We start from the raw sequence: 19,996 nt of genomic DNA, 5'->3' as shown, positions 1-19,996 counted from the left end.
CGCCGAACACTGTACGGAGGCCGAACACTGTGCACAAGGCCGTACGGTGTGCGCCCGCCGCACAGTGTTCGCAGGACCGTACGGTGTTCGGCGCCGGGGCCTATGCTGGACGGACCGCACCCGACCAGGGGGCACGTGGAATGGAGGGCCTGATGACGGCCAAGTCGGAGGACACCGCGCCGGAGCACCGGACCGAAGCGCAGCCCGGCCTCGCCTCGCCGTGGAACCGCCCGCAGAAGCGGCGCACCCAGCCGGCCCTCAGCCGCGAGCAGATCGTCGCCGAGGCCTTCGCCCTGCTGGACTCCGACGGCATCGAGGCGCTGAGCATGCGCAAGCTCGGCGCCCGGCTCAACGCCGGCGCGACCTCCCTCTACACCCACGTCGCCAACAAGGAGGAACTGCTCGCCCTGGTCGTCGACCAGGTCTTCGGCGAACTCCCGCTGCCCCGGGCCACCGGCGCCGAGGACCCGGCGGTCTGGCGCGCCGCCATCGTCGAGTGCACCGAGGGCCTGCGCGCGGCCGTGGTCCGCCACCCGTGGATGGTCTCGATGATCGGCGACGTCGGGATGGTCTACCTCGGCCCCAACTGGATGCGGCTCTCCGAGGCGCTGCTGGGCCTGATGGAGACGGCCGGCTTCGAACTCGGCGAGGCCAACGACGTGATGGGCGTCGTCATGGGCTACACCATCGGCACCGCCACCGTGGAGGCCGCCTGGCTGAGCGCGCTGACCAGGAGCGGACAGGGCGAGCAGGAGTTCATGGACCGGCTGCTGCCCGCCGTCGTCGAGGCCACCCGCTCGCACCCGCGACTGCACCGGCTGTACACCACCCAGGTACCGGACGAGATCGACGCGGGCCGGGACAGCAGCTTCCTGCGCGGCCTCAACATTCTCCTGGACGGCGTCGAGGCGCGGCGGTCCAGGGCCTGAGCCCGGACCGCCGCACCCCGTCGGCAGGTCGTCAACTCCCGCTCAGCGCCTGGACCTCGGCGTAGCCGGGCAGCGGACCGACCGGCCCGCCCGAGGCCACCGCGGCGGCCGTCGCCACCGCCGCCGCCAGCGCCGCGCGGTACAGCAGCCCGCCCGTGCTGACCCGGGCCACCCCGAGCCCGGCCAGCTCGGCGAGGCTCGGACCGGTCGGCGTCCAGAGGACGTTGAGCGGGACGGACAGCCCTCCGACCAGCTCGGCGATCGCCGCCGGCTCGCTCAGCCCGGGCACGAACACGCCGTCCGCGCCCGCCCGTCGGTACGCGTCCAACCGTCGTACGGTCTCCGGCTCCGGCTCGTCGTGCCCGCACCAGTAGGTGTCGGTGCGGGCGTTCACGAACAGCTCCGGCACGGCGGCCTTCACCGCGGCGACCTTGGCCGCGTGGAGCTCGACCGGCGCCAGGGTGCCGTCCGGCCGGCCGTCCTCCAGGTTGATGCCGACCGCCCCGAAGCCCGCCAACTCCACGGCCAGCGCGGCCACTTCGGCCGGGTCGTCACTGAATCCGGACTCCGCGTCGACGCTCAGCAGGTAGTCGTCGCGGCCCAGCCGACGGGCCAGCCGGACGGTCTCCGCGCGGGTGGCGGCCGCGCCGTCGGGCAGTCCGGCGGCGGCCGCCACTCCCAGGCTGGTGGTGCCGATCGCGGGGTGGCCGGCGGCGGCCAGGGCGGCGGCGGAGGCGTGGTCCCAGGCGTTCGGGAGCAGCAGCGGGCGGCCGGGGCGGTGGTGCAGGGCCGCGAAGGCGGTCGGCGGGGCGGGGGTGGTCATCGGGGCAGGGGTGGTCATCGGGTCGGGGGTGGTCATCGGGTCTGCTCCTCGGTCGTGGTGGCGGGTGCGGCCGGAGCGGCTCCGACCGGGACGACGGGGCCGACGGGGCCGACGGGGCCGACGGGGCCCAGCGAGTCCGCGTAGTAGGCGGCGGCCTCGGCGAGGTGACGGACGATCTGCCGGATGCTCCAGCCCGTCCCCGGCGAGTCGTCGAGCTGCCGCTCCGGCAGCGCGGCGACCCGGTGGGCCCAGATCGCGCCGAGCCGGGTGAGCCGGCTGCGGGCCTCGTCCAGGTCGGCGGCGGTGAACGGCGCCAGGTCGGCCGGGGTGGTGACCAGGGAGGCGTGCCAATGGTCGGGCGCGGTCGGTTCGCCGGCCAGCCGGGCCTCCACCTCGGCCAGGTGGTCGAGCAGGTGGTCGGCGACCCGGCGCACCACCTTGTGCGGGGTGTACGTCCGGCCGTCGGCGTTGACCACCGGTCGGCCTTCCCAGGCCGTCCAGGTGTCCGCCAGGGCGAGCACGTGCCGGACCGCCGCCGGGATCAGCTCGGCCGGTTCGGCCGGGCCGGGCTGCTCCCCGGCCGGCGGGCCCGAGCCGTCCGCCGGGTCGGAGGCGCCGAACAGGATGCCCTCGGCGATCACCAGGGCGTGCGCGCGGCCCGGGCAGAGCCGTGGCTCGGCGCCGAAGGCCAGCGGTTCCCGCCCGGGCTCCCGGGCGGCGTCCAGGTCGAGCAGCACCCGCGCGCCGGCCGGCACGGCGACCCCGCCGACCACGGTCGCCCGGGCGGCGAACCGGCGCATCGCCCGGACCGGCGGGTCCTCCCGCAGCACCGCCGCCAGGTCCGGTACCCCGCCGCCGCGCCGGGCGTGCTCGACCAGGACCGCGGTGGCCTCGCAGGCCTGCACCAGCAGGCCGATCCGGTTCGCCGCCGTCTCCGCGTCGGCGTCGCCCATCGCGGGCAGCAGCCGGGCCACCGCCGCGTCCGCCTCCGCCACCGAGCCGGATGGCGCCGAACCGTCCGGCGCCGGGTCGAAGTACGCCCGGGCGACCGCCTTCACGTCCCGCGCGACGGCCTCCGGCCCGGCCAGCCCCAGCGCCGTCGCCAGCACCCGCACCACCCGCAGCCGTACGTCCGGTTCGTAGCCGCCCGCGGCCAGGATCCGCAGCCGGCCCGGGTCCAGCCGGGCCAGGTCGGCGAGGACGAGCGCCCGGCGGCGGGCGTGCGGCTCGCCCGCGCTGAACCGGGCGACGGTGGACCGCAGCCAGGCCACCGTGCCGTACCGGCCGGGCGTCGCGGGCGGCGGGACCAGCGCCGGGTCGGCCAGGGCCGCGGTCACGTCCTCGTAGCGGGCGAAGATCACTTCGTTCATGCCGTCATCGTGGCCCCGAGTCGTTTCGGCCCCGGCCGAACCGTGCCGGGCCGACCATGGAGGCATGCCCGACCACGAACGCACGCCGGTGGACCACCGCGGCTCCCCGCTCGCCGCCCTCGCCGCGCTGCTCGCCGACCCCACCCGCGCCGCCTTCTGCTCCACCCTGCTGGACGGCCGCGCCTGGACGGCGGGCGAGCTGGCCCGGGCGGCCGGGGTCGCGCCGTCCACGGCCAGCGAGCACCTGTCCCGGCTGATCGCGGGCGGCCTGCTGAGCGAGGAACGCCAGGGGCGGCACCGGTACGTCCGGTTGGCCTCGCCCGCCGTCGCGACCCTGATCGAGGACCTCACCGTCTTCGCCGAGACCGGCCCGGAGCCCGCCGGGGGTACGGCCGACGGAAGTCCCGGCGAGCCCGCCCGCCGGGCCGGACCGGCGCCCCGCACCCTGCGCGAGGCCACCCGGCAGAGCGCCGAGGCCCGCGCCCGCACCTGCTACGACCACCTGGCCGGGCGCCTCGGCGTGGCCGTCGCCGAGGCCCTGATCGACCGCGGCCTGGTCAGCGACCGCGCCGGGCTCGCCGTCACCGAGCGCGGCCACGCCTGGCTGGCCGCCCAGCGGATCGACCTGCCGGCCCGGGCCGGCCGCCCGGGCGGGCGCCCGGTGGTGCGCAGCTGCCTGGACTGGACGGAGCGCCGCAGCCACCTGGGCGGCGCGCTCGGCGCGGCGCTCTGCCGCACCGCGCTGGACCGCGCCTGGGTCGAGCGGATCGGCTCCGGCCGGGCCCTGCGGGTCACCCCGGACGGCGGCCGGGCGCTGCGCGAGCTGCTCGGCGTCGAGGTGTGAGCCGAGGTGTGAGCCGAGGTGTGAGCCGAGGTGTGGGGGTCACCCGCTCAGCCCATCGACTTCGCCCCGTCCAGCGCCTCCCGGATGATGTCCGCGTGCCCGGCGTGCTGCGCGGTCTCCGCGATCAGGTGCAGCAGCACCCGTCGGGCCGACCAGCTCGCCCCCGGCTCGAACCAGGGCGCCGACGGCAGCGGGTGGCCGTGGTCGAGGTCGGGCAGGCTCCGGACCAGCTCGTCCGTGCCGCGCGCCACCGCCTCGTACCCGGCGAGCAGCCCGGCCAGGGTCTCGCCCTCGGCCATCCGGAACTGCGCCGCCCACTCGTCGACGCCGCCGGCACCGGAGCCGCCGTGCCCACCGGAGCCGCCGTCCCCGCCGCGCATCGCCTCCGCTCCCCCGGTGATGAACCGCGCCCAGCGCGCCTCCACCGCCGCCACGTGCTTGATCAGGCCGCCCAGGCACAGCTCACTGGCGGTGGTGCGCCGAGCCGCCTCCTCGTCGGTGAGGTCCCGGACGGTGCGTCGCAGCAGGCCGCGGTGCTTGTCCAGGGTCTCGACGAGGTCCTCGCGCTCGCCCATCAGACGTCCACCGTCGGCGGTTGGTCCCCCACCGTGCGGCCCAGGTCGATCAGCCCGAAGGCCGCACCCTGCTGGTCGCCGACCGCCGCGAACCGCCCGAACGGGCTGTCCATCGGGCCGAAGTACACCTTGCCGCCGCGCGCCGTCAGCCGTCCGATCGCAGCGTCGGTGTCGTCCACGGCGAAGTAGACGCTCACGTACGAGGGCGCCTCGGGCGGCAGGAAGTCGCCCTCCGCGCCCATCCGGCCCAGCACCGGCCGGCCGCCGACCAGGAACATCCGGTAGTCGAACTGCTCGGAGTCCATCTTCCGCACGCCGTACGGGAAGACGGCCGGGAAGAAGGCGTCAGCCTTCCCGGGCTCGCGGGTGACGAGCTCGGCCCAGGCGTACGCGCCGGGCGCGTCCTGCATCTCGAAGCCCTCGTGGGTGCCGCCCTGCCAGACCCCGAACACGACCCCGCCCGGGTCCTTGGCGATCACCATGGTGCCGAAGTCGCCGACCTGCATCGGCCCCATCACCACCTCGCCGCCGTTGGTGCGGATCCGCTCGGCGGTGGCGGCGGCGTCCGGCGAGGCGAGGTACAGGCACCAGGCGGACTGCGCCTGTTGGCCGGGCATCGGCGGCACGATCGCGGCCACCGCCTTGCCGTCCGAATAGGCCTGGGTGTAGTTGCCGTACTCCGACGAGCTCTCGCCGAAGGTCCAGCCGAGGACGTCCCCGTAGAAGGCCTTGGCGCCCTCCAGGTCGGTGAACATCGCGTCGGCCCAGCAGGGTGTGCCCTCAGGTAGCACTGCCATCTCTCAGCCCTCGTGTACGACGGTGCGGGCGCGCGCCGGAAGGCGCGCACGGCCCCCGACTCGCCAGCCTAGCCACGACGCGGCGCACCCGCGCGGGCTGGCCGCGCGGGTGCGCCTCCGTCCAGGTGCGCCTCCGTCCAGGAGGGCTCCGTCCGGGAGGGCTCCGTCCGGGAGGGCTCCGTCCGGGAGGGCTCCGTCCAGGAGGGCTCCGTCCGGGAGGGTCAGGTCAGTTCGCCGGGGCCGCCGCGCCGAACGGGGGGCGCAGCGAGGCAGTGCCCAGACCGGTCGGGCCGAGCGGCCCCGCGGCCGCACCCACGCCGGGCCGAGGCGCCGGCGCGGCTGCCGGGGTCGAGGCCGCCGGAGCGCCCGCCGGGTTCGCGCCCGCCGGGGCAGTCCCCGCCCGGTCCCGGACCGCGCCCGCGAGGTCCCGCTCCGCGCCGAAGTGCCGCTCCAGGTCCTCGGTCCGGTACCGGCGGCACTCCCGGTGCCAGTTCAGCACGCCGGCCAGCCAGTTCTCCAGCTCCCGCACGTACCCGTCGAGCAGCCCCCGGGCCTTCGCCGACAGCCCGAAGTCCTCGTACATCACCGGGAGTTCCTTCTGCGCGACGTGCTGGAACTGCTCCAGCCGCGAGTGCATCAGGTCGTCGACGATCCGGACCGCCGAGGGGTAGTCGCAGTCGAAGAAGTTCTGCACCACCAGCACGATGTTGTGCAGCTCGCCCTCGTACTCGATCTCCTTCTGGTACGAGAACAGGTCGTTGACCATGGCGCCGTAGTCCATCGCGGAGTTCTCCAGCGCCCGCATCGAGCCGTGCCGGTAGACCTCCTCCGGCACGGTCCGGCCGTGGCCGAGCCGGGCGAGCAGGGTGGTGAGCTCGGAGCCGAAGGTGGTGCGGCGCATCTCCAGGTAGTCCACCGGGTCCGGGATCCGGTTCTGGATCTGGTTGGCGAGCTCCCAGATCCAGCTCGCCGTCATCACCTCGACGGAATCCCGCAGCCGGCCCCGGGCCTCGACGGTCATCGGGGCGGCGGTGCGCTCCCAGATGTCGGCGAGGGAGCGCTCCAGCACGTTGGCGGGCTCGGGCGCGGGGGTGCCGTCCACCGGCATGAACAGCGGCAGCCGGGCGGTGGCGGCCTTCGCCCCGGCCAGGTCGCGGGTGCGGCCGTAGACCACCGGGTAGTAGTCGTCGGCCCAGGTGCCCCAGGCCAACCAGGCCGAGGCGACGTCGAGTTCGTCGACGGTGGCGTCCGGCTGGAGGCCGGCCGCGCACAGCGCGAGGTCGTAGTCGCGCATCGACGCGGCGTCCCAGATGCCCGAGCCGGGGACGCCGGGGACGGCCGCGTCCAGCAGCCCGACCCGCTCGGCCCACTCGATCACCCGCTCCCGCGCACCGTCCAGGTGCGGGCTCAGGGTGAGGCCGAACGGCAGCTCGAACTCCGGCAGTCGGGACGGCCCGACGGCCCGGTACGGCCGGTGCGCGTGCGACCGCGCCCGCCGCACGGCCGGTGCCGCCGTCGGCCCGGTGCCGGACGGCAACCCACCGCCCGCCGGTGCGCCGCCGACCGCCCCCTTCCGCAGGATGTCCAGGGCCGAGGTCCCGATCCCGCCGATCGCGTACTGGTCCCACCAGTTGCCGGCCCCGGGAAGCCCCGGCAACCCCGGCAGCCCCGGCAGCCCGCCCCCGCTGCCCGGCGGCACCCCGCCGGCCGAACCCACCCCACCGGCCGAAGTCGCCCCGGCACCACCGCCGTTCATGTACCGGCTCGACCGCATGTGCCACTCGTGCCCGCCGGACTGCCAGTCCTGCAGCCCCTTGACGTACGCCAGCACCCGGGCCCGGCCCGCCGGGTCCAGCCCGGCCTCCTCGAACAGCACCGGCAGTTCGGTGAACACGGTGTTCTCGAACTGCTGCAGCCGTGAGGTGAGCAGGTCGTTCACCGCCTCGGCGGCGTCCTGGGTCGAGCACTCCAGGAAGCGCTCCAACACCAGGATCCCGTTGCTCAGTTCACCCTCGTCCTCGACCTCGCGCTGGTAGGAGAAGATGTCGTTGCGCAGGTGCACGGCGTCGGAGAAGGCGTCCATCAGCACCCGCAGCGCCCGCGAGCCCGACACCTCCGCGGGCACCTCGGCCCCGGCCGCGTACTCCACCAGCTGCGCGGACCACGGCGCGCCGCCGACCTTGCGGCGCATCTCGATGTACTCGACGGGATTGGCGATCCGGCCCGCGTCGATGTTGGCGAGCTCCCACAGCGACTCGTTCAGCAGGTTGCGGGTGCTCTCCGCGAACCGGACCCGCCAGTCCTCGCCCATCACCGGCACGGTGCGCCGCCACAGGTCGGCCAGCCCGGCCTCGACCGGGTTCTCCGGCTCGGGCACCGGCGCGGCCGGATCGGCGGGCATGAACAGCGGCAGCCGGTCGAGGTGCGCCTTGCCGGCCCGGCGGTCGTTGGTGCGCTTGTACATGTCGAGGAAGTGGTCGTCGAAGAAGAACACCCACACGTACCAGTCGGTCACCAGCGACAGCGCCTCGGCGGAGGCGTCAGGGTGGGTGTACGCGCAGAGCAACCCGTAGTCGTGGGCGTCCAGGTCCGCCTGGTCCCAGATCCCCGACCCCTCCAGCATCCCCATCTCCCGGGCCCAGACCGAGGAATGGGCCCGTGCCTCTTCCAGATGGGGATTGAGGCGCGCCGGGTGCGGCACGTAGAAGGACGGCAGTTCGAACGGCTGGCTCACGGCGGCGGGCCTTTCTCGACACGTCGTTGGGGATCAAGAATGACCCACCGTCACCTCCCGGCACCGCCACAACCGAAACAGTCATACGAGATGCCCCGCCCCTGGAACAATGCCCCCGTCCCCGGGACCGGCCGCCGGGCGGTGGGCCGGCCCAGGGGGCGGGGGGGTGGGTCAGGCGGCGAGGCCGAGGGCGAGGGAGGCGGCGGCCGGGGCCAGGTAGATCAGCGGGAAGGGGATGTGGGCGTAGGCGCGGGCGCGGGCGACGGTGACCACGGCGCCGAGGAAGTAGAGGACGATGCCGACGGCGGCCGCGTAGCCGACGGCCGGGACGGCGAGGCCGGCCAGCAGGCCGAGGGCGCCGGCGGCCTTGGCCACGCCGAGCCAGGTCCACCAGGCGCGCGGGACGCCGTACTCGGCGAGCGGCCCCACGACGTACTCGGCCCCGGCGAAGACGGAGTACGCCGAGAAGCCGACCATGAGGGCGCCGAGGACGGTGACGACGGTGTGGGCGACGGACATTGGAGTGCTCCCCGTTCGGTGGGTGGTCGATCCGATGTGCTCGGATCCGGTCGGACACAGCACTGACCCGGCCCGCGCGACCGATGTGACAGCCACGGACAAATATTTTTCCGTCGCACCCGCGAGCAGCCCCCGACAACCGCTCCGCCAACGAACAAAGCAGGCCTGACAAGGGTTTGAACACCAAGACTTCCCCAGCTACGGGCGTGTTGACGGTGTCCGCCCACGCCGCGTCATCCAGACTGGGCGCCGACCGACGTCAACTCCGAGGAGGCCCCACCTCATGAACGTCACCGTCCGGCTCGCCCAGCAGCCCGAGGCCGACGAACTGCTCGGACGGAGCGCGCTCGCCGCGCTCGTCGGCATGCTGCTGGACCAACAGGTCCCGATGGAATGGGCGTTCACCGGCCCGCTGACCATCGCCCGACGACTCGGCGGGGACGATCTCGACGCCCACGAGATCGCCACCTACGGCCCCGAGGAGTTCGTCGCCCTGCTGTCGGCCAAACCGGCCGTCCACCGCTACCCGGCCGCGATGGCCAAACGGGTCCAGCAGTTGTGCCAGTTCCTGGTCGCGCAGTACGACGGCGACGCCGCCGCGCTGTGGAAGGACGCCCGCACCGGAAAGGAGCTGCTCAGCCGGCTCAACGCGCTGCCCGGCTTCGGCAAGCAGAAGTCGCAGATCTTCCTGGCCCTGCTCGGCAAGCAGTACGGGGTACGGCCGGAGGGCTGGCGCGAGGCGGCCGGCGCGTACGGCGAGGAGGGCGCGCACCGCTCGGTCGCCGACATCACCGGGCCCGAATCCCTCATCCTGGTGCGGGAGTTCAAGCAGGAGACGAAGCGCGCCGCGAAGGAGGCCAAGGCCGCCGCGAAGCCCCGCACCACCAGCCGGTCCGTCACCGCGGCCGTCACCGGGGCCCGTTGAACCTACCGGCCGGCCGGCACCGCCGCGTAGGCGTAGCGCCCGCGCACCGACCGTACGAAGTACCGCCCGTGGCTCTCCGCCGCGAGCAGCTCCCGGTACACCCGGGGCGGCACGCCCGCGTACCGGTAGACCCGCCCGCCGGTGAACTCCAGCTCCAGCACCCGCGCCCGGGGGTCGTACCCGACCGAGCGCAGCACCGAGGAGTCCACCGCCGTACGGTCCATGACCCTCCCAGTGTGCGGTGAGGGCCCCGGTCGCGCAGTGCGACCGGGGCCCCGGGCCGGAAGGAGCGGGGCTCAGACCAGGACCGGCCGCTCCACCACGGTCTCCTCCGAACCGCCGGCCTCGACCGGCGCCACCGCCCGCTTGCGCGGCAGCGCGAACATCAGCAGGAACACCGCCACCAGCACCCCCGTGACCCACCACATCGCGTGCACGAACGCCCCGCCGAAGGCCGTCCCCAGCGCGTCGGGCGCGACCACGTCGTCCATCGCGCCGAAGAAGGCGACCGACACCAGGCCGAGCCCGAGCGCGTTGCCGACCTGCTGCACGGTGTTGATCAGGCCGGAGGCCGAGCCGGCGTGCCGGCGCGGCACCTCGGACAGCACCGCGTCGGTGATCGGCGCGACGATCAGCCCCATCCCGAGGCCCATCACGACCAGCGGCAGCGCCATCTGCCAGGCCGAGATGGCCGTCCCGTACCGGTCGGCCTCCCAGATGTAGGTGAGCACGCCCGCCGCCATCACCAGCGCGCCCGCCTGCAGCACCTTGCGCCCGAAGCGCGGCACCAGCTTCTGCACCGACAGCCCGGCCGCCGTGGAGACGGCGATCGAGAAGGGGATGCCGGTGGCACCGGCCTTGAGCGGGCTCCAGCCGAGGCCGACCTGCATGTAGAGGGTCCAGACCAGGAAGAAGATGCCCAGCGCGACGCCGAAGGCCAGCTGCACGCAGATCCCGGCCGCGAAGCTCTTCACCCGGAACAGCGACAGCTCGACCAGCGGCGAGCCGTCCCGCCGGGTCTTGACCTTCTCGTACGCCACGAACAGCAGGAACACCGGCAGGCTGCCGGCCATCGACAGGTAGCCCCAGAGCGGCCAGCCGGCCTCCCGGCCGTGGGTCAGCGGGTAGATCAGCATCAGCAGGCCGAGGCTGGCCAGCGCGACGCCGACCAGGTCGAGCTTGAGCGCGTGCTCGGCCTTGGACTCGTCGATGAAGCGGCGGCCGAGGAGCAGCCCGGCGATGCCGACCGGCAGGTTGATCAGGAAGATCGGCCGCCATTCGAGGCCGAGCAGGTTCCACTCGGTGAGCAGCGCACCGATCATGGGACCGGACACCGCGCCCAGGCCGACCACCGCGCCGAACATCCCGAAGACCTTGCCGCGCTCCTCCGCCGGGAAGGTCGCGTGGATGATCGACAGCACCTGCGGCACCATGAGGGCGGCCGTCCCGCCCTGGAGGATCCGCATCGCGACCAGCATCTCCGGGCCGCCGGCCAGACCGCACAGCGCGGAGGCCAGCGTGAAGCCGGTGATCCCGATCAGGAACAGCCGCTTGCGGCCGTGGATGTCGCCGAGCCGTCCGCCGGTGATCAGCCCGATGGCGAAGGCCAGCGCGTAGCCGCCGGTGACCCACTGGATGGCGCTGAACGAGGCACCGGTGTCCTGCTGGATGCTGGGGATGGCGATGTTGACGATGGTCACGTCCACCAGGTCCATGAAGGAGGCGACCATCACGATCGCCAGCGCGATCCACCTCCGCCGGTCGGCTCCCGCCGTACTCATGCCGTTCTCCTCGCTCGTCCGCTTCTCCACATCGAGGACGGTAACGGCCATGTAGGTCAGGAGCTGTCCCACTTCCTCCGGCATGCTGGACGGCATGACCGACACCCCGGCCCGCCTGCTCAACCTGCTCTCCCTGCTGCAGACCCCGCGCGAATGGCCCGGCAGCGAACTCGCCGAGCGGCTCGGCGTCAGCCCCCGCACGATCCGCCGCGACATCGACCGGCTGCGCGAGCTCGGCTACCCGGTGCAGGCCAGCATGGGCGCGGTCGGCGGCTACCGGCTGGTCGCGGGCACCGCGATGCCGCCGCTGCTGCTGGACGACGAGGAGGCGGTGGCCATCGCGGTGGGCCTGCGGGCGGCCGCCGGGCACGCCGTGGTCGGCATCGAGGAGGCCTCGGTACGGGCCCTCGGCAAGCTGCTCCAGGTGCTGCCGGCCCGGCTGCGGCACCGGGTGGGCACCCTCAACTCCGCCACCGTGCCGCTGCTCACCGGGGACGGCCCGACCGTCGACCCGGAGGCGCTGACCCTGCTGGCCGGCGCCGTCACCAACCACGAGCGGCTGCGCTTCGGCTACCGGGCCCGCGACGGCGCCGAGACCCGGCGCAACGTCGAACCCGAACGCCTGGTCTCCACCGGCCGCCGCTGGTACCTGATCGGCTACGACCTGGACCGGGACGACTGGCGGCTCTTCCGGGTCGACCGGATCGCCGACCCCTTCGCCACCGGCGCCCGCTTCACCCCGCGCCCGCTCCCCGCCGAGGACGCCGCCGTCTTCGTGGCCAACCGGCTGCGCCGCTCGCCGACCCGCTCCATGGTGGCCACCGTGCACCGCCCCGCCGCCGAGGTCGACGGCTGGATGCCCTGGACGGGCGACTACGAGATCGAGCCGATCGACGACTACAGCTGCCGGCTGCGCGCCCGCGCGGACTCGCTGAAGTGGATGGCGGCCGGACTGCTCATGCTGGACTGCGACTTCGAGGTGCACGAACCCCCGGAGCTGCGCGAGCACCTGCGCACGGTCGCGGCGCGGGCCGCGAATGCCGCGAACGACGGGCCCAGGCCCGACAGCACCTAAACGGACACCCGGTACCAGCCGTCACCGCGGCGGAACCACAGCACGCCGTCCCGCCCGTACGCCCGCTGCCGGTCGAGTTCGCCGGGCAGGTCCGGCTTGCGCCGCGCAGTCTGCTTCCAGGCCTTCCCGACCAGCAGCTGCCAGGTCAACTCGCCGCCCCCGGTGAGGAAGACGCCCTCGCGCCCCCGGACCGCGAAGCCGACCGGCTGCCGGGCGGGGCAGGGCACCGTGCCCGACGACCCGTCGGCCGGGTCGACCCGGGTGAGGTGGCTGCCCGAGGAGCTCGGGTACCAGGCCAGCCAGGCGCACCGGCCCTCGGTCGCACCGGCCAGGCCCTCCAGCGGGTCGGCCGGCAGGCCGGTCGGACTCCACACCACCCACCCCCGGGCGTCGGCGGCCAGCAGTCCCGCGGTGGCCGCCGGGTGGTCGCCGTAGATGCCCTCGTCGCCGTAGGCCATCCAGATCCGGCCGTCCCGGTCGGTCACCAGCACACCCGTGTCGTCACCGAGGACGAGTTCCGCCCCCGGCGTCCCGTCGGGGCCGTACACGGAGCCGTTCGGCAGCCACTCCTCGCCGTCCCGGTCCGCCCGGGCGGCCGCCAGCAGCACCCGCCCGCCCGGCAGCAGCGCCAGGTGGTCCGGCGGCACCGCGACGCCGGTGAGCGGCACCCGCCGCTCACCGGCCGTCCCGGGTGCCACCAGCACCTCGCCGTCGTAGGGCAGCCGGACGGCCGGCCACGACCCGGCCGGCGCCGCGTACTCCTCCGGCACCAGCAGGACGGCCAGGTCCCCGTCCGGCCCGACCGTCCAGGTCACGGCCCGGCGGCCGGCCCGCCGCTCCTCCTCGGGCAGCCGCCAGACCTCGACCGGACGTCCGGGCACCACGCCGCTCAGACCCCGTACTCGCCGGTCAGCAGCGCCCGGCCCAGGGTGTGGAAGGTGAGGTGGAAGCCCACCTGGGCCGGCGGGGTGTCGGCGCCGACGTCGAGCTTCTCGACGTCCAGCGCGTGCACCGCGAACACGTACCGGTGCGGGGCTCCGGGCGGCGGGGCGGCGCCGTCGTACTGGTGGGAGGGGAAGTCGTTGCGGCCGTGGAAGGAGTCCGCGCCGGGCAGGGCGTCGTCCGAGGAACCGGCGCCGCGCGGCAGTTCGACGGTGTCGGCGGGCAGGTTCAGGGCGAGCCAGTGCCACCAGCCGGAGCCGGTCGGGGCGTCCGGGTCGTAGCAGGTGACGGCGATGCTCCGGGTGCCCTCCGGCAGGTCCGACCAGGCCAGCTGCGGCGAGAGGTTGCCGCCCGCATGGATGAACTCCCGGTCCAGCGTGGCGCCTTCGGTGAAGTCCTCGCTGCTCAGCGGGAAGGACGGCACCTGCGGCAGGAACTCGTACGGCAGCGGCGGGCGAACACTCATTGGGTGCACCTCTCACGGTCGGGATGACATCGGTCACTGTAATGGGGTGCACGACCGATCCGGCGGCCCCTACAGTCGACCTCATGGCCTCGAAACTCGCCCAGTTGCTCTCGGATTCCCGCCGCGCGCTGTTGACCATGCTCGGGATCCAGGCCGTCATCTGGGCGGTCCAGGTGGTGAACTGGCTGGACGACTACGACCTGTCCAGGGAGTACGGGCTGCGCTCGGAGCGGGTGGACGACCTGCCCGAGATGTTCACCATGCCCTTCCTGCACTTCAGCTGGGACCACATCGTCTCCAACTCCTGGCCGCTGTTCGTGCTCGGCTTCCTGGCGGCCTACCGGGGCATGCGGAAGTTCCTGCTGGCGAGCCTGGTGATCACGGTCTCCGGCGGGCTGCTGGTCTGGCTGCTGGAGAGCCCGAACCACGTGACGGCCGGGGCGAGCGGCATGGTCTACGGCTACCTCGGCTACGTGGTGCTGCGCGGCGTCCTGGACCGCAACGTGCTGGACGCGGTCGTCGGCCTCGGCGTCGCCGCGGTCTACTGGACGATCCTGATCGGCGTGCTGCCGGTCTTCCCCGGCGTCAGCTGGCTGGGCCACCTCGGCGGGCTGATCGGCGGACTGGCCGCCGCCGTCCTGCTCCGCGACCGGGCCCGGTCGAAGCCGGTGCCCGCGGCCCCCGCCCCGGCCGCCACCCCCGCCCCGGGCAGCCCCAACGCCGCCCTGCTCAAGGAGCTCGACGACCTGGGCCTCTAGGGTCCAGCCCGTCCGGCCCGTCCAGCCCGTCCGGCCGAGCGGGCGCCCTCGGCCGATCGGCCCCGCCAGGTATAGACCATTGCCACCCCTGCGGCTAGCGTGAACGGCGCACCTGCCCCCAGCTCCGGAGCCGCACCGTGGAGTCGTCCGTCCTCGCCTTCGCCACCGACCTGCTCGACGAGGGCGCCGACACCTTCTTCGGCAACCTCACCGACCGGGCCGGCGTCGGCGGCGTCACCCTGGCCTCCGTCTACCACGAGGCCCGTGACGTCTTCCCGCACAACCCCCGCCGGGTGATCCGCTACCTGGAGCCGGGCGCCGCCTACTTCCGCCCCGACCCGGCCCGCTGGCAGGGCCGCCGGCTGGCGCCCGTGCCGTCCACCGCGATCGGCGACCGCGACCCCTTCGCCGAGGCCGCCGCCGAGGCGGGCCGCCGCGGCCTGAAACTGCACGCCTGGACGGTCTTCTGCCACAACGACCGGCTCGGCTTCGCCCACCCCGACTGCGCCCCGGCCAACGCCTTCGGCGACCGCCACCTCACCGAGCTCTGCCCGGCCCACCCCGAGGTCCGCGAGTACGCGCTGACCCTGGTGGCGGAGCTCGCCCGCTACGGCGTGGACGCGATCCGCGCCGAGTCCCTGCACTTCCACGGCCTGCGCCACGGCTACCACCACGAGCGCTACTTCGAGGAGCTGGGCCCGACCGCCGAGGCCCTGCTCGGCGTCTGCTTCTGCCCGCACTGCCGCGCCGCCGCCACCCGCACAGGCGTCCCGGCCGACCGGGTCGCCGAGGCCGTCCGGGCCGAACTGCGGCGCCGGCTGGCCGACCGGCACGCCGCCGCCGCGCCCGCCGACCTCAGCACCCTCGCCGACGGCGCCTTCGCCGCGTACGTGGACGCCTCCGCCGCCACCGTCACCGCGCTCGCCGCCGACCTCACCGAGCAGGCCCGCCGCCACGGCATGCGGCTGAGCTTCATGGACGGCGGCGGCCCCGGCAAGGGCTGGCTGTCCGGCATCGACCTGCCCGCCCTCGCCCGGGCCACCGACCAGATCGAGACCCTCGGCTACGCCGCGACCGCGCGCGAAGTCCGGGAGAAGGTCGCCGCGTTCGCCCTGCACGGCGTCCGCCCGGAGCGGATGGCGGTGATCCTGCGCCCGATGGCCTCGGACTGCGACGGCCCGGAGAACCTCGCCGCCAAGCTCGCCGAACTGCGCCGACTCGGCGTCCCCGAGGTCGAGTTCTACCACTACGGCCTGATGCGGCTGTCCTCGCTGGACCGGATCGGCGCGGCCCTCGCCGGGTAGCGGCGCCCGGCGCCCGGCGCCCGAACTCAGCGCCGCCGCTTGGACGTCCCGAACAGGCTGCGCGAGATCTCCTGCCCGAGCTGCTTCCCGGCCGAGCGCGCGAAGGACTTCACCGTCGGGTTGTTGAGCAGCGAGCCCAGCAGCCCGCCCGCCCCCTGGGGTTCCTCCCGCCGCGGAGCGGGCGCGGGCGCGGGTTCGGGCTCCGCCGGCCCGACCGGTGCCGCGTCCGGCCGGGGCGCCCGGGCCGCCAGCTTCTCGTACGCGGACTCCCGGTCGATCGCGTCCCGGTAGCGCGCCGTCAACGGCGAGGCGTCCACGGCCGCCTGGAGCGCCCCCGGCTCGATCGGCCCCATCAGCGAGCGGGGCGCCCGCAGCCTGGTCGCCGCGACCGGCGTCGGCGCGCCCTTCTCGGAGAGCACGGTCACCACGGCCTCGCCGGTGCCCAGCGAGGTGAGCACCGTCGCGAGGTCGTAGGTGGACCGGGGGAAGGTGGAGACGGTGGCCTTGAGCGCCTTGGCGTCGTCCGGGGTGAAGGCGCGCAGCGCGTGCTGCACCCGGTTGCCCAGCTGGGCGAGCACCTCGGCGGGGACGTCCCGCGGCGTCTGGGTCACGAAGAAGATGCCCACGCCCTTGGAGCGGATCAGCCGCACGGTCTGGGTGATCGCCTCCAGGAAGGCCTTGGAGGCGCCCTTGAACAGCAGGTGCGCCTCGTCGAAGAAGAACACCAGCTTGGGCCGGTCGAGGTCGCCGACCTCGGGCAGCTCCTGGTAGAGGTCGGCGAGCAGCCACATCAGGAAGGTGGAGAACAGCCGCGGCCGGTCCTGCACGGCGGGCAGTTCCAGCACCGAGACGACGCCCCTGCCGTCCGCGGTGGTGCGCAGCAGCTCGGCGGTGTCGAACTCGGGCTCGCCGAAGAACGCCCCGGCGCCCTCGTTCTCCAGCACGGTCAGCGCCCGCAGGATCACCCCGGCGGTGGCGGCGGAGAGGCCGCCGATGGTGCGCAGCTCCTCCTTGCCCTCGGGCGAGGTGAGGTGGCCGATGACGGCGGTGAGGTCCTTGAGGTCGTAGAGCTCCAGGCCGTTGCGGTCGGCGTAGTGGAACACCAGGCTGAGCGAGGACTCCTGGGTCTCGTTCAGGTCCAGCACCTTGGACAGCAGCAGCGGGCCGAAGCTGGTGACGGTGGCCCGGATCGGGATGCCGGCACCCTGCCCGCCGAGCGAGTGGAAGTCGACCGGGCAGCCCAGCGGCGTCCAGTCCTGTCCGACCTCGGCGGCGCGGGCGGCGGTGCGCTCGCCGGGCGTGCCGGGTGCGGCGATGCCGGAGACGTCCCCCTTGACGTCGGCGAGGAACACCGGCACGCCCTGGGCGGAGAGCTGTTCGGCGATCAGCTGGAGGGTCTTGGTCTTCCCGGTGCCGGTGGCCCCGGCGACCAGTCCGTGCCGGTTGAGGACCGCGAGCGGGACGCGCACCTGCGCGTCGGGGTAGGCGGTGCCGTCCAGCAGCACCGCGCCGAGGTCGAGGGCGGGCCCGGTGAAGGCGTACCCGTCGGCGATCTCCCGGACGGTCGTCGGGGTGGGGGCGGAGTCCATCGGTGCACGCTCCTGGACGGGATCGGCGGTCGGAAGCCGGGCCTGAACCCGGCCGGGACCGGGCGATGTTCGCGACATTTCCCATCAAACAGCCGCAATCGCCCCCGCGCAGCTCGCACCGGTGCGCGTGGCGGAGGCACGGCTGCTGCGCCGTGCGCCGTCCGAACGGTAGGCTTTCCGTGTGATCTTCAAGCGCATCGGCAATGGGCGGCCGTACCCGGATCACGGCCGGACGAGCACCCGACAGTGGGCTGACGTCGCCCCACGCCCGGTGCGGCTCGACCAGCTGGTGACCACCAAGGGCCAGCTCGACCTGGAAACCCTGCTGGCCGAGGACTCGACCTTCTACGGCGACCTCTTCGCCCACGTGGTCAAGTGGCGCGGCGACCTCTACCTGGAGGACGGGCTGCACCGGGCCGTACGGGCCGCGCTGCAGCAGCGCCAGGTGCTGCACGCCCGTGTCCTGGAAATGGACTGACGGCCGCACTCCGCCGACTCCGGACCGCCCCCTCGCCACCCGGCGGAGGCGGTCCGCGCGTACCCGGGTACCCCCTTTCGGGTACCGGGGTACTCCAGATGATGATCGTTTAGTACCTTCACAGCTGTCCGGCACTACGCTGCTGACTACGGCCGCGACCAGGGGATCCGCCCGCTCCCGGAGGACCCCCCGCCCTGGCCCACCCGTCATCCCGACCCCGCCCCGGCACGAGGGGGAGACAGACCCGTGAGCATGTTGACTCCCCAAGGCCTCAAGGGGAAGCAGTACCGCGTCACCGGCAACGCCTACCCGCGGCTGGGCCGGCCCCCGAAGAAGAGTCGCAAGGTGATCGCCGCACTCGCGGCCCTGCTCGCCCTGGCCCTGATCGGCCTCGGCGGCGTCCAGCTGTACGACATCTTCCGCGGCAAGGACAGGAACGCCTCCGCCCAGGCCTGCGCCACCCCGTCCGGGAAGCCGCTGGCCGCCCCGACGGCGGGCGCCACCCCGGGCGCCCCCGCGGCCTCCGGCGCGCCGGTCGACCCGCACGCCGTCCCGCAGCCCTCGGCCGTCACGGTGAACGTCTACAACGCCACCACCAAGGCCGGCCTGGCCGGACGGACCGCCGACGAGCTCAAGAAGCGCGGCTTCACCATCGGCAAGGTCGGCAACGCCCCCGCCGAGCTGGACAAGAAGGTGCCCGGCACCGCCCAGGTGATCGCCGGCCCGACCGGCGTCGCGGCCGGCACCCTGGTGGGCTCCCAGATCGCCGGGGCCAGCGTGACCGCCGACGCCCGTACCGACACCAGCGTGGACTTCGTGATCGGCGACAGCTACAACGCCCTGCTGGACGAGACCCAGGCGGCCGCGGCCCTCGCCCTGGCCGTCAAGCCCTCCCCCACCCCGAGCGCCACCGGCAGCTGCTGAGGCGCGGCACAGGAACCAGGAGAGCCCCCCGGCAGACGCAGTGCCGGGGGGCTCTCGGACGTTCGGAGGGGGGTCGCTCAGCCGGCCGTGCCGTACAGCCGGTCGCCCGCGTCGCCCAGGCCGGGGACGATGTAGCCGTTCTCGTTCAGCCGCTCGTCCACGGCGGCGGTGACGACGGTGACCGGCAGGCCGGCCAGCTCGCGCTCCATCACCTCGACGCCCTCCGGCGCGGCCAGCAGCACCACGGCGGTGACGTCGGTGGCACCGCGCTCGATCAGCATCCTGATCGCGGCGACCAGGGTGCCGCCGGTGGCCAGCATCGGGTCGAGCACGTAGACCTGGCGGCCGGAGAGGTCGTCGGGCATCCGGGTGGCGTACGTGGAGGCCTCCAGGGTCTCCTCGTTGCGCACCATGCCGAGGAAGCCGACCTCGGCGGTCGGCAGCAGGCGGGTCATCCCGTCCAGCATGCCGAGGCCGGCCCGCAGGATCGGGACGACCAGCGGGCGCGGGTAGCTGAGCCGGGTGCCGAGGGTGACCGCCACGGGCGTGGTGATCTCCACCTCGTCGGTGCGGACGTCCCGGGTGGCCTCGTAGGCGAGGAGGGTCACCAGCTCGTCGGTCAGGCGACGGAAGGTCGGCGAGTCGGTGCGCTCGTCGCGCAGGGTGGAGAGCTTGTGGGCGACCAGGGGGTGGTCGACGACGTGGAGACGCATGTACCGAGGTTAGCCCGGTCCTGGACGCCTGTACGACACGCCGTGCCAGGCCGTCGACCGGCGGCGGTCACCTTCCGGTGACACGCCGTGACGTGCCAGGAATGTCCGGACGGAACCGGCTCCTGTGGTATCAACCCGGCCGTTCTGGGAATGTCACGTCTTATGACGAGCAACCCGAGGGCCGGGGACGGCTCGGCCGACGAGCCCGTCGACGGGCCGGCCCTTCGCGCCGGCCCGCCGCAGGAGCCCCCGGAGACCGAGACGGAGCGCCGCAAGCGGCGGGCCGTCTTCCTGCGCGAACTCGCCGAGGCCCGCGAGTTGAGGGAGCGCGTCCAGCCCCGGCGGACCAAGGAACGGCGGATGCGCGAAGCGATGCGGATGCGCACCTTCCGGATCTGACCACCCCCACCGCCGCCCCACCGCGGCCCCACCGGGCGGTCCGGCCGAAAT

Annotated in this window: 21 protein-coding genes; 9 read left to right on the top strand and 12 right to left on the bottom strand. The window is 74.1% G+C overall.

Annotation, left to right across the window (positions count from 1 at the left end; all coding sequences use genetic code 11):
- The first annotated feature begins 152 nt into the window (after nucleotides 1–152).
- A complete protein-coding gene (locus tag ACFXPX_RS10205; RefSeq protein WP_375882543.1) occupies nucleotides 153–929 on the top strand; it encodes a TetR/AcrR family transcriptional regulator in 777 nt (258 codons plus the stop codon).
- 31 nt (nucleotides 930–960) lie between these two features.
- Here the strand turns inward: ACFXPX_RS10205 and ACFXPX_RS10200 are convergent, their stop codons facing one another.
- Together ACFXPX_RS10200 and ACFXPX_RS10195 are read right to left on the bottom strand one after the other, a co-directional pair.
- The gene (locus ACFXPX_RS10200; protein ID WP_380640475.1) at nucleotides 961–1,788 is read right to left on the bottom strand and encodes an isocitrate lyase/phosphoenolpyruvate mutase family protein; all 828 of its coding nucleotides are present in this window, start codon (nucleotides 1,786–1,788) and stop codon (nucleotides 961–963) included.
- On the bottom strand, nucleotides 1,785–3,122 hold the full coding sequence (locus ACFXPX_RS10195; protein ID WP_380640473.1) for a hypothetical protein: 1,338 nt from the start codon (nucleotides 3,120–3,122) through the stop codon (nucleotides 1,785–1,787). The genes ACFXPX_RS10200 and ACFXPX_RS10195 overlap by 4 nt, the downstream gene beginning before the upstream one ends.
- 64 nt (nucleotides 3,123–3,186) lie before the next feature.
- Here ACFXPX_RS10195 and ACFXPX_RS10190 point away from each other — a divergent pair, with 64 nt between their 5' ends.
- Entirely contained in the window at nucleotides 3,187–3,966 is a 780-nt protein-coding gene (locus tag ACFXPX_RS10190; protein WP_380523427.1) for an ArsR/SmtB family transcription factor, read from the top strand.
- A 47-nt stretch (nucleotides 3,967–4,013) separates the two neighbouring features.
- Here ACFXPX_RS10190 and ACFXPX_RS10185 read toward each other — a convergent pair whose 3' ends face one another.
- From ACFXPX_RS10185 to ACFXPX_RS10170, 4 genes are all read right to left on the bottom strand, one after another.
- Nucleotides 4,014–4,541, bottom strand: coding sequence for a DinB family protein (locus ACFXPX_RS10185; protein ID WP_375882553.1), 528 nt, complete (start codon nucleotides 4,539–4,541; stop codon nucleotides 4,014–4,016).
- Nucleotides 4,541–5,338, bottom strand: a complete 798-nt coding sequence (locus ACFXPX_RS10180) for a VOC family protein (protein WP_380640471.1) — start codon at nucleotides 5,336–5,338, stop codon at nucleotides 4,541–4,543. Before ACFXPX_RS10180 ends, ACFXPX_RS10185 begins: the two co-directional genes overlap by 1 nt.
- 226 nt (nucleotides 5,339–5,564) lie before the next feature.
- Nucleotides 5,565–8,072, bottom strand: coding sequence for a germacradienol/geosmin synthase (locus ACFXPX_RS10175; protein ID WP_380640469.1), 2,508 nt, complete (start codon nucleotides 8,070–8,072; stop codon nucleotides 5,565–5,567).
- A 171-nt stretch (nucleotides 8,073–8,243) separates the two neighbouring features.
- Complete coding sequence (locus tag ACFXPX_RS10170) at nucleotides 8,244–8,591, bottom strand: DoxX family protein (protein WP_375882567.1); 348 nt, start codon at nucleotides 8,589–8,591, stop codon at nucleotides 8,244–8,246.
- Nucleotides 8,592–8,874: 283 nt separating this feature from the next.
- On the opposite strand from ACFXPX_RS10170, the gene ACFXPX_RS10165 reads away from it, so the two are divergent.
- Nucleotides 8,875–9,516: an HhH-GPD-type base excision DNA repair protein gene (locus ACFXPX_RS10165; protein ID WP_375882569.1), complete on the top strand. Its 642-nt coding sequence runs from the start codon at nucleotides 8,875–8,877 to the stop codon at nucleotides 9,514–9,516.
- 2 nt (nucleotides 9,517–9,518) lie between these two features.
- Here ACFXPX_RS10165 and ACFXPX_RS10160 read toward each other — a convergent pair whose 3' ends face one another.
- Together ACFXPX_RS10160 and ACFXPX_RS10155 are read right to left on the bottom strand one after the other, a co-directional pair.
- Nucleotides 9,519–9,740, bottom strand: a complete 222-nt coding sequence (locus ACFXPX_RS10160) for a KTSC domain-containing protein (protein ID WP_380591362.1) — start codon at nucleotides 9,738–9,740, stop codon at nucleotides 9,519–9,521.
- Nucleotides 9,741–9,812: 72 nt separating this feature from the next.
- The gene (locus ACFXPX_RS10155; protein WP_380640467.1) at nucleotides 9,813–11,297 is read right to left on the bottom strand and encodes an MFS transporter; all 1,485 of its coding nucleotides are present in this window, start codon (nucleotides 11,295–11,297) and stop codon (nucleotides 9,813–9,815) included.
- A 94-nt stretch (nucleotides 11,298–11,391) separates the two neighbouring features.
- On the opposite strand from ACFXPX_RS10155, the gene ACFXPX_RS10150 reads away from it, so the two are divergent.
- Nucleotides 11,392–12,372, top strand: a complete 981-nt coding sequence (locus tag ACFXPX_RS10150; RefSeq protein ID WP_380640465.1) for a helix-turn-helix transcriptional regulator — start codon at nucleotides 11,392–11,394, stop codon at nucleotides 12,370–12,372.
- Here the strand turns inward: ACFXPX_RS10150 and ACFXPX_RS10145 are convergent.
- Together ACFXPX_RS10145 and ACFXPX_RS10140 are read right to left on the bottom strand one after the other, a co-directional pair.
- Nucleotides 12,369–13,253, bottom strand: coding sequence for a hypothetical protein (locus tag ACFXPX_RS10145; RefSeq protein ID WP_380640463.1), 885 nt, complete (start codon nucleotides 13,251–13,253; stop codon nucleotides 12,369–12,371). The genes ACFXPX_RS10150 and ACFXPX_RS10145 overlap by 4 nt on opposite strands.
- A gap of 8 nt (nucleotides 13,254–13,261) precedes the next feature.
- The gene (locus ACFXPX_RS10140) at nucleotides 13,262–13,780 is read right to left on the bottom strand and encodes a YbhB/YbcL family Raf kinase inhibitor-like protein (RefSeq protein ID WP_375882577.1); all 519 of its coding nucleotides are present in this window, start codon (nucleotides 13,778–13,780) and stop codon (nucleotides 13,262–13,264) included.
- Between the two features lie 83 nt (nucleotides 13,781–13,863).
- On the opposite strand from ACFXPX_RS10140, the gene ACFXPX_RS10135 reads away from it, so the two are divergent.
- Nucleotides 13,864–14,538 carry a rhomboid family intramembrane serine protease gene (locus tag ACFXPX_RS10135; protein ID WP_375882579.1) on the top strand — a complete coding sequence of 225 codons (675 nt, stop codon included), beginning with the start codon at nucleotides 13,864–13,866 and terminating at the stop codon, nucleotides 14,536–14,538.
- A gap of 137 nt (nucleotides 14,539–14,675) precedes the next feature.
- On the top strand, nucleotides 14,676–15,842 hold the full coding sequence (locus ACFXPX_RS10130; protein ID WP_380640460.1) for a hypothetical protein: 1,167 nt from the start codon (nucleotides 14,676–14,678) through the stop codon (nucleotides 15,840–15,842).
- A gap of 26 nt (nucleotides 15,843–15,868) precedes the next feature.
- On the opposite strand, the gene ACFXPX_RS10125 is transcribed toward ACFXPX_RS10130, so the two are convergent.
- Complete coding sequence (locus tag ACFXPX_RS10125) at nucleotides 15,869–17,431, bottom strand: helicase HerA-like domain-containing protein (protein ID WP_380640458.1); 1,563 nt, start codon at nucleotides 17,429–17,431, stop codon at nucleotides 15,869–15,871.
- Nucleotides 17,432–17,612: 181 nt separating this feature from the next.
- Between ACFXPX_RS10125 and ACFXPX_RS10120 the strand changes: the two genes are divergently transcribed.
- The gene (locus ACFXPX_RS10120; protein ID WP_014136828.1) at nucleotides 17,613–17,909 is read left to right on the top strand and encodes a type II toxin-antitoxin system VapB family antitoxin; all 297 of its coding nucleotides are present in this window, start codon (nucleotides 17,613–17,615) and stop codon (nucleotides 17,907–17,909) included.
- Nucleotides 17,910–18,161: 252 nt separating this feature from the next.
- Nucleotides 18,162–18,833 (top strand): LytR C-terminal domain-containing protein, encoded by a 672-nt coding sequence (locus ACFXPX_RS10115; protein WP_375882919.1) that lies wholly within the window; start codon nucleotides 18,162–18,164, stop codon nucleotides 18,831–18,833.
- A gap of 77 nt (nucleotides 18,834–18,910) precedes the next feature.
- Here the strand turns inward: ACFXPX_RS10115 and upp are convergent, their stop codons facing one another.
- On the bottom strand, nucleotides 18,911–19,546 hold the full coding sequence (gene upp / locus ACFXPX_RS10110) for a uracil phosphoribosyltransferase (RefSeq protein WP_049650159.1): 636 nt from the start codon (nucleotides 19,544–19,546) through the stop codon (nucleotides 18,911–18,913).
- Between the two features lie 162 nt (nucleotides 19,547–19,708).
- On the opposite strand from upp, the gene ACFXPX_RS10105 reads away from it, so the two are divergent.
- Nucleotides 19,709–19,945 carry a hypothetical protein gene (locus ACFXPX_RS10105; RefSeq protein WP_375882586.1) on the top strand — a complete coding sequence of 79 codons (237 nt, stop codon included), beginning with the start codon at nucleotides 19,709–19,711 and terminating at the stop codon, nucleotides 19,943–19,945.
- The last annotated feature ends 51 nt before the right edge of the window (nucleotides 19,946–19,996 follow it).

The organism is Kitasatospora sp. NPDC059146 (assembly GCF_042786665.1).
In the GTDB taxonomy this organism is placed as follows: domain Bacteria; phylum Actinomycetota; class Actinomycetes; order Streptomycetales; family Streptomycetaceae; genus Kitasatospora.
This window is presented reverse-complemented; position numbering and strand designations above follow the sequence as displayed.

Coding starts and splice junctions, on each gene's coding strand:
- ACFXPX_RS10125 (WP_380640458.1), bottom strand. CDS start 17,431: ATGGACTCCGCCCCCACCCCGACGACCGTCCGGGAGATCGCCGACGGG.
- ACFXPX_RS10160 (WP_380591362.1), bottom strand. CDS start 9,740: ATGGACCGTACGGCGGTGGACTCCTCGGTGCTGCGCTCGGTCGGGTAC.
- ACFXPX_RS10180 (WP_380640471.1), bottom strand. CDS start 5,338: ATGGCAGTGCTACCTGAGGGCACACCCTGCTGGGCCGACGCGATGTTC.
- ACFXPX_RS10140 (WP_375882577.1), bottom strand. CDS start 13,780: ATGAGTGTTCGCCCGCCGCTGCCGTACGAGTTCCTGCCGCAGGTGCCG.
- ACFXPX_RS10115 (WP_375882919.1), top strand. CDS start 18,162: ATGTTGACTCCCCAAGGCCTCAAGGGGAAGCAGTACCGCGTCACCGGC.
- ACFXPX_RS10190 (WP_380523427.1), top strand. CDS start 3,187: ATGCCCGACCACGAACGCACGCCGGTGGACCACCGCGGCTCCCCGCTC.
- ACFXPX_RS10195 (WP_380640473.1), bottom strand. CDS start 3,122: ATGAACGAAGTGATCTTCGCCCGCTACGAGGACGTGACCGCGGCCCTG.
- ACFXPX_RS10155 (WP_380640467.1), bottom strand. CDS start 11,297: ATGAGTACGGCGGGAGCCGACCGGCGGAGGTGGATCGCGCTGGCGATC.
- ACFXPX_RS10205 (WP_375882543.1), top strand. CDS start 153: ATGACGGCCAAGTCGGAGGACACCGCGCCGGAGCACCGGACCGAAGCG.
- ACFXPX_RS10170 (WP_375882567.1), bottom strand. CDS start 8,591: ATGTCCGTCGCCCACACCGTCGTCACCGTCCTCGGCGCCCTCATGGTC.
- ACFXPX_RS10135 (WP_375882579.1), top strand. CDS start 13,864: ATGGCCTCGAAACTCGCCCAGTTGCTCTCGGATTCCCGCCGCGCGCTG.
- ACFXPX_RS10105 (WP_375882586.1), top strand. CDS start 19,709: ATGACGAGCAACCCGAGGGCCGGGGACGGCTCGGCCGACGAGCCCGTC.
- ACFXPX_RS10200 (WP_380640475.1), bottom strand. CDS start 1,788: ATGACCACCCCCGACCCGATGACCACCCCTGCCCCGATGACCACCCCC.
- upp (WP_049650159.1), bottom strand. CDS start 19,546: ATGCGTCTCCACGTCGTCGACCACCCCCTGGTCGCCCACAAGCTCTCC.
- ACFXPX_RS10165 (WP_375882569.1), top strand. CDS start 8,875: ATGAACGTCACCGTCCGGCTCGCCCAGCAGCCCGAGGCCGACGAACTG.
- ACFXPX_RS10150 (WP_380640465.1), top strand. CDS start 11,392: ATGACCGACACCCCGGCCCGCCTGCTCAACCTGCTCTCCCTGCTGCAG.
- ACFXPX_RS10185 (WP_375882553.1), bottom strand. CDS start 4,541: ATGGGCGAGCGCGAGGACCTCGTCGAGACCCTGGACAAGCACCGCGGC.